Raw genomic sequence first — 12,049 nt, forward strand, 5'->3', positions numbered from 1 at the left:
GGCCTTCCTGCATCACTACAATCACCACCGACCCCACACCGCCACCGGCGGCCTACCACCCATCACCAGGTTGACCAACCTCCCTGGACAGCACATCTAACCCCTCCCCCTCCCCTCCCCGGCCCCACCTCCCCCGGCCCCCGCCTCCCCCGGCCCCCGCCTCCCCCGGCCCCCACCTCCCCCGTCGATCATGGACTTGTGGTGGGCAATTTAGGCATTGATGCCCCCTTTGCTCACCACCACAAGTCCATGATCGACGCGGTGGGGTGGGTGCGGTGGGTGGGTGGGTGGGGTGGGCGGTTAGTGGGCGCCCAGGTGGGACAGGAGGTCCTGGCGGGTCAGGACGCCCTTGGGCTTGCCGTCGACCAGGACCAGAGCGGCGTCGGACTTCTCCAGCAGGCCCACGGCCTCGCTGACCGGCTGGCCGCCACCGATCATCGGCAGCGGGTCACCCATGTGCCGCTCGATGGTGTCGTGCAGGTGAGCCTGGCCGGTGAACAGCGCGTCGAGCAGGTCCCGCTCGGCGATCGAGCCGGCGACCTCGCCGGTCACGACGGGCGGCTCGGCCTTGAGCACCGGCAACTGCGAGACACCGTACTCACGCATGTAGTCGATCGCGTCGCGGACCGTCTCGGTCGGGTGCACGTGCACCAGCTCGGGCAGCCCGCCCGGCTTGCTGGCCAGCGCGTCGGCCACAGTGGGCTCGGCGCCGGAGTTGTCGAGGAAGCCGTACCGGGCCATCCACGAGTCGTTGAAGATCTTCGAGAGGTAGCCCCGGCCACCATCGGGCAGCAGCACCACCACGACGTCGTCCGGGGCAGCCCTGCGCGCCACCTCCAGCGCGGCCACCACTGCCATCCCGCAGGAGCCGCCGACCAGCAGCCCCTCCTCGCGGGCCAGCCGCCGGGTCATCTCGAACGACGCCTTGTCGGACACCTCGATGATCTCATCGGCGACGCCCCGGTCGTACGTCTCGGGCCAGAAGTCCTCGCCGACGCCCTCCACCAGGTACGGCCGGCCGGTGCCGCCGGAGTAGACCGAACCCTCCGGGTCGGCGCCCACGATCTTCACCCGGCCGTCGGAGGCCTCCTTGAGGTACCGGCCGATGCCGGAGATCGTGCCGCCGGTGCCGACGCCCGCCACGAAGTGGGTGAGCCCGCCCTCGGTCTGCTTCCACAGCTCCGGGCCGGTGGTCTCGTAGTGCGAGCGCGGGTTCGCCGGGTTGCTGTACTGGTCGGGCTTCCACGCGCCGGGAATCTCGCGGGTCAGTCGGTCCGAGACGTTGTAGTACGAGCGCGGGTCCTCCGGGGCGACCGCCGTCGGGCAGACCACCACCTCGGCGCCGTACGCCCGCAGCACGTCCTGCTTGTCCTGGCTGACCTTGTCGGGGCAGACGAAGACGCACCGGTAGCCCTTGAGCTGCGCCACCAGGGCCAACCCGACGCCGGTGTTGCCGCTGGTCGGCTCGACGATGGTGCCGCCGGGCTTGAGCAGACCGGCCGCCTCGGCGTCCTCGACCATGCGCAGCGCGATGCGGTCCTTCACCGAGCCGCCCGGGTTGACGTACTCCACCTTGGCGAGCACGGTGGCCTGGATGCCCTCGGTGACGCTCCGCAGGCGGACCAGCGGAGTGTTGCCGATCATGTCGACGACGTTGTCGTAGTACTGCACGGTGTGCCCTTCGTTGCGGCGCCGGCGACGGCGGCCGGGCAGACGTATCCTCGCCGCCCAGCGTACGTGCCGTCAGTGCACCAGACCCCCGGGGATGACCGAGCTGCGCCGGGCCTCCCACTCCAGGAAGCGGTCGGTCTCGGAGAGCACGCTGCCCGCCAGCCAGGTGACCATGACGGCGTCGTCGGCCAGCCCGAAGATCGCCAGCGGGATCTCGGGCAGGAAGTCGATGGGCGAGACGATGTACGCCGTGGCCGCCGTCATGAGGGCCAGCCGGAGGCCACCGTCGTACTCGCCCCTGGTGGTGGCCCGGATCATCCGGGGCAGCGCCGCCAGCCGGGCGCCCAGCGACGGTCCGCCCCGCGCCCCCGCCATCAGTGCCCGCGCCAGGGCCGCGAACGCCGCGCTGCGCTTCAGTGTCTTCCCCATCGTCGCGCTCCTCTCCGCCGGATCAGCGTGGCGGGTCGGCGCAAGTCGGCCGGCCTCCACCGGACAGGTACCCCGTCGCGTCGGTTTCCAGGCATCCGCGAGCCGTGACGACGACAGCGGTGTGTCGGGCCGGCGCGATAATGTCGCCATATGGGGGTGGCTGGTTCTGTCGTACCCGTTGGTCCGCGCCGGCGGCAGGCCTGGCGGATCGCCCGACTGGCGGCGATCGGCACGGGCGCCACCGCGGCGGCCGCGATGGCGACCGGCGGCGTGCTGCTCGGCCAGGCCCGCCAGGCCCGGCGCACCATTCCGATGGCCGAGGCGCCCCCGCCGCGCTGCGACGGGATGTACGGCGCGAAGTTCCCCGGCCCCGCGCTCACCATGGTCGTGCTCGGTGACTCGTCGGCGGCCGGCTACGGGGTCCACCGCCGCCGGGAGACACCCGGAGCGCTGCTCGCCACCGGCCTCTCCCGGCGGCTGCACCGGCCGGTGCTGCTGCGCCGGTTCGCGGTGGTCGGGGCCATCTCCGCGGCCCTACGTCACCAGGTGGAGGCGGCGCTCGACTGCTCCCCGGACATCGCGGTGATCCTCATCGGCGGCAATGACATCACCAACCGCACCCCGCGCGGCCTGGCCGTGCGTTACCTGGTCGAGGCGGTCCGCTCGCTGCGCGCCGCCGGCTGCGAGGTGGTCGTCGGCACCTGCCCCGACCTCGGCGCGATCCGGCCGATCCAGCCACCGCTGCGCTGGCTGGCGCACCGGTGGAGTCGCCAGCTCGCCGCTGCGCAGACGGTGGCCGTGGTCGAGGCGGGCGGTTGGACGGTGTCCCTGGGCGACCTGCTCGGCCCGCGGTTCGCGGCCGAGCCGCTGCGGATGTTCGCCTGGGACCGGTTCCACCCCTCCGCCGAGGGGTACGCCATGGCCGCCGCCGCCCTGCTGCCGACGATGTTGTCCGCGCTCGGTGCGGGGCACGAACGACGGGTTACACCGGCGCGGGGCGAGGGCGTACGGTCGCTGCCAGAGGCCGCGCAGGAGGCGGCCCGGCACGCCGGCACCGAGGTCAGCGGCGCCCAGGTCCGGGGCCGCGACCGAGGGCCGGCCGGCCGGTGGGCGCAGCTGCGTCGCCGGGCGTTCTTCGGTGTGCACGCGGTGCCGCAGGCAGGCTCCGCGGACACCTCGACAGTGGAGGGACTGGCATGAACGAGCGCAGCGAGCGGGACGTGACCGCCGGCTTCCCCGGCCGGCTGGGTCGGGCGGCGGCGCTCTCGCTGCTGGCCGGCACGGTGGGCGGCGCCGCCGTCCTGGCCGGCGAAGCGTTCGTCGCGCGCCACCGGCGCTACGCCCAGCCGGAGCTGGGGCTGGCGCTGCGCGCCACGATCGGCCGGGCCGAAGCCGCACCGCTGCGCCTGGTGCTGCTCGGTGACTCGTCGGCACTGGGTGTCGGCGTCGACCGCCTCGAGGACACCATCGGCGGGCAGTTGGCCAACCTCCTCGCCGAGGGGCCGTCCGGCCGTCGGGTGCACCTGTCCAGCGTCGGCGTCTCGGGGTCCCGCTCCACCGACCTGGCCACCCAGGTCGCCCGGGCCCTGCTCGGCGAGCGACCCGACGTGGCGCTGATCCTGATCGGCGCGAACGACGCCACCGGGCTGCGCCGGCCCGGCGACGCGTCCGCGTACCTGGGGGCGGCGGTGCACCGGCTGCGGGAGGCGCGCGTCGAGGTGGTGGTGGGCACCTGCCCCGACCTCGGGGCCGTACGCGCCATCGCGCCGCCGCTACGGCAGCTCGTGGGCTGGTCCGGTCGGCGGATGGCCCGCGCGCAGACCACGGCGGTACTGGAGGCGGGCGGGACGGTGGTCGACCTGGCCACCGAGACCGGTCCGGTGTTCCGAGCCGACGCGGGCACGCTGTGCCACGACGGTTTCCACCCGTCGGCCGACGGCTACCGGGTGTGGGCGCACGCCCTGCTACCGGCCATCGTGGCCGCCGCGGCGGTCGCCTCCCGGCGGTGACGCACGCCCGGCGAGGGTGACATTTCCCGCCGCCCCCGCTTCTTCCGCGCCATGTTACCGGCGGGTTAACGTTGGCCCATGCCGATTGAGTCGCCCCGCGATGCCGTCATCGTCGCTACCGCCCGCTCCCCCATCGGCCGGGCCCACAAGGGGTCCCTGCGCGATGTCCGCTCCGACGACCTCGCCGCGACCATCGTCCAGGCCGCCCTGGACAAGATCCCCCAGCTCGACGCGAGCACCATCGACGACATCTACCTCGGGTGCGGCCTGCCCGGCGGTGAACAGGGCTTCAACATGGCCCGGGTGGTGGCCACCCTGCTCGGCCTGGACACCGTGCCCGGCGCGACGCTGACCCGCTACTGCGCCTCGTCGTTGCAGACCACCCGGATGGCCCTGCACGCGATCCGCGCCGGCGAGGGCGACGTGTTCGTCTCCGCCGGGGTCGAGATGGTCTCCCGGTACGCGCGCGGCAGCTCCGACGGTCTGCCGCCGGAGGCGCAGGCGCTGGTCGGCGGCGGCTGGGAGAACCCGCGCTTCGCGTCCGCGGCCGAGCGCTCGAAGCGCCGCGCCCAGGGCGGCGCCGAGGTGTGGACCGACCCGCGCGACAGCGGCGACCTGCCGGACATCTACCTGACCATGGGGCAGACCGCGGAGAACCTGGCCCAGGTGTACGACGTGACCCGCGCCGACATGGACGAGTTCGGGGTACGCAGCCAGAACCTCGCCGAGAAGGCCATCGCGGACGGCTTCTGGGCCCGGGAGATCACCCCGGTCACCACGCCGGACGGCACTGTGGTGAGCACCGACGACGGTCCCCGACCCGGCGTCACCCTCGACGCGGTCGCCGGGCTGAAGCCGGTGTTCCGCCCCGACGGCCGGATCACCGCGGGCAACTGCTGTCCCCTCAACGACGGGGCCGCCGCCGTCGTGGTGATGAGCGCCCAGCGGGCCGAGGAGCTGGGCGTGACCCCGCTGGCCCGGATCGTCTCCACCGGCGTCACCGCGCTGTCGCCGGAGATCATGGGCCTCGGGCCGGTTGAGGCGTCCCGGCAGGCGCTGCGCCGGGCGGGCATGACCATCGACGACGTCGACCTGGTCGAGATCAACGAGGCGTTCGCCGCCCAGGTCATCCCCTCCTACCGCCAGTTGGGCATCCCGGAGGAGAAGCTGAACGTGATGGGCGGCGCGATCGCCGTCGGGCACCCGTTCGGCATGACCGGCGCCCGAATCACCGGCACCCTGCTCAACGCCCTCGAGTGGCACGACAAGACGATCGGTCTGGAGACCATGTGCGTCGGTGGCGGCCAGGGCATGGCCATGGTGCTCGAACGGCTCAGCTGACGGATTGAGCGCGCCGGGCGCGCGGCTGCGGGCTGCCCGGGGGCAGCCGGCGAGCCGCTCTGAGTAGCCGGGCGCGCGGCACCGGGCGCGCCCGGCTACTCAGAGCGCGTTGCGGGTCGCCGTCACCTCGGCGGCGGCCCGCGTCAGCACCTCGGCGTCGGCCCCGGCGGCGAGCAGGTCGGCCGTCACCACCCGCAGTTGGTCGGGCAGGGCCAGGTCGTTGTCGAGCCGGGGCACGGTTCGCCGTGGTTGCCCCTCGGCGTCGGCCGCGAGGTTGGCGACCTCCTGCACCAGACGGTGCACCAGGTCGGCGCGGGGCACGTTGCCGGTGGTCGCGGTCGCGGCCCAGCGCGGCTGTTCCCAGTGCCCGACCTGGCCGACCAGCAACCGCACGGCCTGCTCCAACTCCGCTACGCTCACCGCGCCGAGTCTACGGTCGACCCACGCCGCACAACCGGCCGGAGCAGCCGAGATCAACTCGACTTTCTGGAAACCTGGGCATCCCCGCGCCCCGGACACCCCGACATTCGGTAAAGCGAGTCGATCAGCGGCGCAGGTAGCTGAGCAACCGCAGCAACTGCCAGTAGAGGAACACCAGGCCGGTCAGCAGACCGAACGCGCTCAGCCACGCGTACCGGCGCGGTCGGCCGTCGCGCACCGAACGCTCGACCAGGTCAAAGTCGAGGATGAAGCTGAACGCGCCCGCGATGATCGCCACCACCGAGAAGGCGTACGGCAGCCAGCCGACCTCCCCGCTGACGCTGTAGACCGCCAGCCCTGGCCGCCCGGAGATCAGGTACGACACGAGGTTGACCACGCTCAGCACGGCGATGCCGAGCAGCGTGCCGATCACCAGCCGGGCCAGTCGGGGGGTCGCGCGGATCACCCGGGCCCGGTACAGCGCGGCCATGCCGAGGAACACACCGAAGGTGCCGGCCACCGCCTGCACGACGATCCCCGGGTAGACCTGTTCGAAGGCCCGGCTGGCCACCCCGAGCAGCAGCCCCTGGAGCAGCGCGTAGCCGATGATCGGCACCGGATTGGTGATCCCCCGCAGCGAGATGACCAGGACCAGCACTATCGAGGCCAGAGCGGTGCCGGCCAGGGCCGCGCCCAACCACACCGCGTCGGGCACCACCGCCCAGGACACCGCGGCGGTCGCGCCGGTGAGCAGGAGCAATCCGACGGTACGCACCACGACGTCGTCGACCGTCATCGGCTCGACGTCGCGGGAGCTGACCACCCGGGACTCCAACCGGCCGGTCTCGTCCAGCCGGTTGAGCACCGGGTTGTCGCTGCGCACCGTCGCCTCCTTCGCCCGTACCCCCAGGAGATTCACTCTCCCCCGGACGGCCCGGCGGTGGCGGCGAAACGGCGCGGACGACGGCGCCCGCCCCCACGGGAAGCGGGAGCGGGCGCCGGTCAGCGGTGCGGACGAGGTCAGTCGTCGCCCTGGAAGTAGCTCAGCAGGCGCAGGATCTCGATGTAGAGCCAGACCAGGCTGACCAGGATGCCGAACGCGGCCACCCAGGAGTAGCGCTGGGGCAGGCCCATCCGGACGCCGTCCTCGATCTCCTTGAAGCTGAGCACGAAGCTCAGCGACGCGACCACGATGCAGACGAGGCTGAAGCCGATCGCGAGCGGGCTGCCGTCCCGCAGCCCGGTGTTGACGCCGAACAGCGCCAGCACCAGGTTGATCAGCATCACCGCGGCGAGGCCGATGATGGCCGTCGACACGATCTTCACGAACATCGGGGTGGCCCGGATGATCTTCGCCTTGTAGACCATCGTCATCACGAAGAAGATGCCGAAGCTCGCCACGGCGGCCTGAAGCACGATGCCGTCGTAGAAGGTCTCGAACGCCTTGCTGACCATGCCGACGAAGACGCCCTCGACCACCGCGTACGCGATGACCAGCGCCGGGTTGGCCATCCGGGAGAACGAGATGATCAAGCCCAGCACCAGGCCGACCACCGCCGCGCCGATCCAGGCGGCGCCGAGGAGCGAGTCGGGCACGAGCACCCAGGCGGCCGCAGCGGTGACGCCGAGGATGCCGAGCAGGGCGACCGTCTTGACGACCACGTCGTCGACGGTCATGGGCGCCACGGTGGGCGGTGCGGCCGGGTAGCCGGTCTGGGACGGGTACTGCTGCGGAATGCCGGGCTGTCCGTACGGCCCGGTCGGTGCGTACCCGGCGGAGCGCTCCCGCTCGGCCGCCTGGCCGAGCCGGGCGAGCACCGGGTTCGAGGTCTTCACTGTCTGGCCTCCCTCAGGGGGTCGTTTGCACGTGAACGTGCCCACCAAGAGTAAACTGCCCGACCCACTCCTGGTGATCACGAATGGGAACGCGAGGCCGTGCCGGATGGTGCCCGGGGCGGGGGTCGAACCCGCACGCCTTTCGGCAGCCGCTTTTAAGGCGGCCGTGTCTGCCGTTCCACCACCCGGGCGGGTGGCACCCGCGCGTCGACACGCACGGTGCAGTGTCACCGTAGCCGGTCGGCGGCGACCCGGCGTACCCCGCCGGCTTGGCCACATTAGGGTCGATGCCGTGAGCAGCGCAGCCCCCACGGCCCCCGACGCCGCCCCTGACCAGGCGGTCCGCCTCGCCGATCCGGCAGAGCGCGCGAGCCGGGCCGGACGGCTGCGCACGGCCGCCCGCCGCCACCGGACGGATCTACTGGTCGCCCTCGTGTGGGTGGCGCTGGCCGGCTGGCTGACCCACGGGCTGTGGCCCGACCCGGGCGGGCGCACGTTGGCGCTCAACCCCGAGGACCAGACGCTCTACGAATGGTTCCTGGCCGTCGACGCACGAGCGCTGCTCGGTGACTTCCACCTGCTCACCGACCGGCTCAACGCCCCGGACGGCGTCAACCTGATGGCCAACACCACGATCATCGCGCTCGGTGTGCTCTGCGCCCCGGTCACCCTGCTGTTCGGTGCGCCCACCTCCTTCGCGCTGCTCGCCGCCGCCAACCTGGCCGGCACCGCCCTCGCCTGGTACCTGCTGTTCCACCGGACGATGCGCGTCCGCCGGCTCGCCGCCGCGCTCGGCGGCGGTCTGTGCGGCTTCGGCCCCGGCATGGTCTCGCAGACCAACAGCCACCTGCACATGACGGCGCAGTGGCTGGTGCCGGTGATCGTCTGGCTGGTGGTACGGCTGCTGCGGGCGTCCGACCCCGGCGAGGGTCGTGGTCGGCCCACCGGCCCGGACCGACGGCAGATGATCAGCTCGGCAGCCGGGCTGGCGGTCGCCGTGACCGCACAGGTCTTCATCGGCGAGGAGGTGCTCTTCCTCAGCGCCGTCACGCTGCTGGTGATGGCGATCGCCTACGCCCTCGCGGACCGGAACCTCGCCCGGAGAGCGCTGCCCGGGTTCGCTGGCGGACTGGCGATCGCCGCCGGTCTGGCGATGCTGGTGCTCGGCTACCCGCTGTGGTTCCAGTTCGCCGGGCCGCAGGGTGTCGCCGACGGGATGTTCAGCCCGGCCTACTTCTCGGCCGACCTGAGCAGCTGGTGGGCGGTCTCACCGCTGTCGGTGGCCGGCAGCGACGAGGCGTCGCGCCTCACCACCGGGCCGGCCGAGTACAACACCTTCCTCGGCTGGCCGCTGCTGCTCGTCACCGCCGTCTGCGCGATCTGGGCCGGGCGACGCCGGCTGGTCCTGGCGTGTGTGGCGGCGGCCCTCGTGATGGGCGCCCTCTCGCTCGGCCCGGAGGTGGTGCTCGGCGGCACCCGCACCGCGCTGCCCGGCCCGTACGCCCTGCTTTCCGGCCTGCCGGTGGTGGACGGCGCGTTGCCGATGCGGTTCGGGCTGGCACTGCTGCCGATCGTGGCGACGGTGCTGGCTCTCGCCGTCGACCGGGCACTGGCCAGCACCGGGCGGGCGCGTCGGCTGGTGCCGCTCGCCGTCGTCGCGGCTCTCCTGCCGATCTTCCCGACCCCGCTGCCGACCGCCGGGCGGCCCGCCCTGCCGGAGTTCGTCACCGGCGGACACTGGCGGCAGTGCGTCGAGCCCGGTGGTGTGCTGGTCCCGGTGCCGCTGCCCACCCCCAAGGAGCCGTGGCCGATGCGCTGGGCGGCCGCCGCCAACGCCGGCTTCGGCCTGCCCGAGGGGTTCTTCATCGGCCCCTACGGGCGCGGTGGCACCGCCGCCATGGGCACCTTCAAGCAGCCCACCTCGGCCCTGCTGGCCGACGTCGCCCGCCGCGGCGACCAACCGGCCATCGGTGACGAGCAGCGCCGGCAGGCCGCGAAGGACGCGGACTTCTGGGGCGCGTCCTGCGTGGCACTGACCGATGACGCCCCGCACGCCGACAGCCTGCGGGCAACCCTGGAACAGTTGTACGGCCCCGCCACCCGCATCGCCGACGCCTGGATCTGGCGAGTCTGACGCCACCGCAGTGCGCCGACGCCGCCGAGGTGAGCCGATGCCGGCCGGGTGAAAGGAAGGGCCCCCTTCTATACCGGAAACGATAAGAAGGTGCCCTTCCTTACAGCTAAGTCAGACGCGCGGAGCGCCGACCGGCTGGGACGCCTCGACGAACTCCTCGCGCGGGTCGTGCAACTGGCCCAGCGCGACCACCTCACGCTTGAGGAAGAACGCCAGCGACCAGTCCACCACGACCCGGACCTTACGGTTGAACGAGGGGATCCGGCTCATGTGGTACGTCCGGTGCATGAACCAGGCCGGCCAACCCGTCATCTTGATGCCGTACACCTGGGCGACGCCCTTGTGCAGGCCGAGGCTGGCCACGCTGCCGGCGTGCTTGTGCTTGTAGTCGACCGGCTCGCGACCCCGGATCACCGCGACGATGTTGTCGGCCATCCGCGCCGCCTGACGCACCGCGTGCTGCGCGCTCGGCGAGCAGAAGTTGCCCGGCTCCTTGGTCAGGTCCGGCACGGCGGCGCAGTCACCCGCGCTCCACGCGCCCTCGATCACCCGGTCACCGTCGACCACCTGCAGGGTCGGGATGCAGGTGACCCGCCGACGATCGTCGCGCGGGAAGTCCGTCGCGTCCAGCATCGGCGACGGCTTCACGCCCGCCGTCCACACGATCGTGTCGGACCGGAAGCTGTCCCCGTCGGAGAGCTTCACCACCCCGTCGACACAGGACTCCAGGCGGGTGTCCAGCCGGATGTCCATGTTGCGCTTCGTGAGCTGCTGCACCGTGTAGGCGCCCATGTCCCGGTCGACCTCGGGGAGCACCCGCTGGGTCGCCTCGACGAGCACCCAGCGCATGTCCTCCGGCTTCAGCTCCGGGTAGTAGCGCAGGGCGTCCCGGGCCATGTCCTCCATCTCGGCGAGCGCCTCGATGCCGGCGTACCCACCGCCGACGAACGTGAAGGTCAACGCCGAACGGCGGACCTCCGCGTCCGGGGTCGCGGCCGCGATGTCCAGCCGGTCCAGCACGTGGTTGCGGAGGTAGATCGCCTCGCCGATGGTCTTGAACCCGATGCCCTGCTCGTGCAGGCCCGGAATCGGCAGCGTCCGGGACACCGACCCCGGGGCCACGATCACGTGGTCGTACGCGATCTCCCGGGCCGGGCCGGCGATCGGCTGCACGGTCGCCACCTTGCGGTCGTGCTCGACACGCGTCACGGTCCCCGCCACCACCGTGCACCGGCGCAGCTCGCGGCGCAGCGGCACCACGGCGTGCCGGGGGGAGATGTTCCCCGCCGCGGCCTCGGGGAGGAACGGCTGATAGGTCATGTGGGGCTGGGGGTCCACGACGATGACCTCAGCCTCACGGGAGCTGAGCTTCTTCGACAGGCGCAGGGCGGCGTAGAGACCGACGTGCCCGGCACCCACCACAAGGATCCGCTTCGGATTCACGTCATCTATCTTTCCCCGCCCTGCTCAGGTAATCCCGCTCGCGCCCCCCATCTGTGACGGAACACAACCCCTGTGACCTGCGTAACCCTGTTGCAACACCGGTTCACCTACGCCGCAGCAGCCAACCCAGCAACGCGGCGACACCCACCGCCACCAGCAGCCCGAGCACGGTGACCCACTGGTGACCGGTCTCGCCACCAAGACCCGCCACCCGCAACAGCAGCACCCCCAGCACGGCCGTACCCAGGAGCACCGCGGCCACCCGCGACAACCACCGGCTGATCAGTCCGGAGTCCACCACCCCGTCGTACGGCAGCAGTGCCGCCAGCGCGCACAGGGAGTGCCCCAGGTACAGCAGCGCGGCGACGGCGAGCAACCGCCACAACGCCACCGGCCGGCCGTACCCGTCGGTCGCGAGCAGCCAGCCACCCGCCATCACCAGCGCCGCGAACGTCGGCCACAACCGGCGCGGACCCACGGCCGGCAGTAGCGCGGCGACCGCCAGGAACAGCAGCGGCCGACCGGTCAACACCTCGCCGGGAAACGCCACCGCGAAACCGGCCAGCGTCGTGACGAAGATGGCGACCCGTACCAGCAGCGGTATGGCGCTGATCCGGGTCACGGCGTCCTGAGCGGCCCGAACCCGCTCCCCGATCGCGTTCACCATGCTCCTGTCGTTCGCGACTGCGGGGCTCGCAAACCCGGCTCACTCCTCGCGCTCACCGTGCTCCTGTCGTTCGCGACTGCGGGGCTCGCAAACCCGGCT

The 12,049-nt window shown here is 72.3% G+C and carries 11 protein-coding genes and 1 tRNA gene; 4 read left to right on the top strand and 8 right to left on the bottom strand.

Annotation, left to right across the window (positions count from 1 at the left end; genetic code table 11):
* Positions 1–300 precede the first annotated feature (300 nt).
* Positions 301–1,671: a cystathionine beta-synthase gene (locus tag ACIBTX_RS00005; protein ID WP_357130075.1), complete on the bottom strand. Its 1,371-nt coding sequence runs from the start codon at positions 1,669–1,671 to the stop codon at positions 301–303.
* Between the two features lie 72 nt (positions 1,672–1,743).
* On the bottom strand, positions 1,744–2,100 hold the full coding sequence (locus tag ACIBTX_RS00010; protein WP_355048830.1) for a YkvA family protein: 357 nt from the start codon (positions 2,098–2,100) through the stop codon (positions 1,744–1,746).
* Positions 2,101–2,250: 150 nt separating this feature from the next.
* Here ACIBTX_RS00010 and ACIBTX_RS00015 point away from each other — a divergent pair, with 150 nt between their 5' ends.
* The 3 genes from ACIBTX_RS00015 (at position 2,251) to ACIBTX_RS00025 (ending at position 5,450) form a co-directional block, all read left to right on the top strand.
* On the top strand, positions 2,251–3,300 hold the full coding sequence (locus ACIBTX_RS00015; RefSeq protein ID WP_357130078.1) for an SGNH/GDSL hydrolase family protein: 1,050 nt from the start codon (positions 2,251–2,253) through the stop codon (positions 3,298–3,300).
* 20 nt (positions 3,301–3,320) lie between these two features.
* On the top strand, positions 3,321–4,109 hold the full coding sequence (locus ACIBTX_RS00020; protein ID WP_396832116.1) for an SGNH/GDSL hydrolase family protein: 789 nt from the start codon (positions 3,321–3,323) through the stop codon (positions 4,107–4,109).
* A gap of 78 nt (positions 4,110–4,187) precedes the next feature.
* Positions 4,188–5,450 carry an acetyl-CoA C-acetyltransferase gene (locus ACIBTX_RS00025; protein WP_396831732.1) on the top strand — a complete coding sequence of 421 codons (1,263 nt, stop codon included), beginning with the start codon at positions 4,188–4,190 and terminating at the stop codon, positions 5,448–5,450.
* A 99-nt stretch (positions 5,451–5,549) separates the two neighbouring features.
* Here ACIBTX_RS00025 and ACIBTX_RS00030 read toward each other — a convergent pair whose 3' ends face one another.
* The 4 genes from ACIBTX_RS00030 to ACIBTX_RS00045 form a co-directional block, all read right to left on the bottom strand.
* The gene (locus tag ACIBTX_RS00030; protein WP_357130087.1) at positions 5,550–5,870 is read right to left on the bottom strand and encodes a hypothetical protein; all 321 of its coding nucleotides are present in this window, start codon (positions 5,868–5,870) and stop codon (positions 5,550–5,552) included.
* Between the two features lie 124 nt (positions 5,871–5,994).
* A complete protein-coding gene (locus ACIBTX_RS00035; RefSeq protein WP_357130090.1) occupies positions 5,995–6,753 on the bottom strand; it encodes a Bax inhibitor-1/YccA family protein in 759 nt (252 codons plus the stop codon).
* A 137-nt stretch (positions 6,754–6,890) separates the two neighbouring features.
* On the bottom strand, positions 6,891–7,706 hold the full coding sequence (locus tag ACIBTX_RS00040; protein WP_357130093.1) for a Bax inhibitor-1/YccA family protein: 816 nt from the start codon (positions 7,704–7,706) through the stop codon (positions 6,891–6,893).
* A 107-nt stretch (positions 7,707–7,813) separates the two neighbouring features.
* A tRNA-Leu gene (locus ACIBTX_RS00045) sits at positions 7,814–7,897 on the bottom strand.
* 101 nt (positions 7,898–7,998) lie between these two features.
* Here ACIBTX_RS00045 and ACIBTX_RS00050 point away from each other — a divergent pair.
* Positions 7,999–9,840, top strand: a complete 1,842-nt coding sequence (locus ACIBTX_RS00050; protein ID WP_396831733.1) for a hypothetical protein — start codon at positions 7,999–8,001, stop codon at positions 9,838–9,840.
* 111 nt (positions 9,841–9,951) lie between these two features.
* Here ACIBTX_RS00050 and ACIBTX_RS00055 read toward each other — a convergent pair whose 3' ends face one another.
* Both ACIBTX_RS00055 and ACIBTX_RS00060 read right to left on the bottom strand, forming a co-directional pair.
* Complete coding sequence (locus ACIBTX_RS00055; protein WP_357130099.1) at positions 9,952–11,283, bottom strand: NAD(P)/FAD-dependent oxidoreductase; 1,332 nt, start codon at positions 11,281–11,283, stop codon at positions 9,952–9,954.
* A gap of 103 nt (positions 11,284–11,386) precedes the next feature.
* Complete coding sequence (locus ACIBTX_RS00060; protein WP_357130410.1) at positions 11,387–11,947, bottom strand: hypothetical protein; 561 nt, start codon at positions 11,945–11,947, stop codon at positions 11,387–11,389.
* Between the last annotated feature and the right edge of the window lie 102 nt (positions 11,948–12,049).

This window comes from Micromonospora sp. NPDC049359 (assembly GCF_044466585.1).
In the GTDB taxonomy this organism is placed as follows: Bacteria; Actinomycetota; Actinomycetes; order Mycobacteriales; family Micromonosporaceae; genus Micromonospora.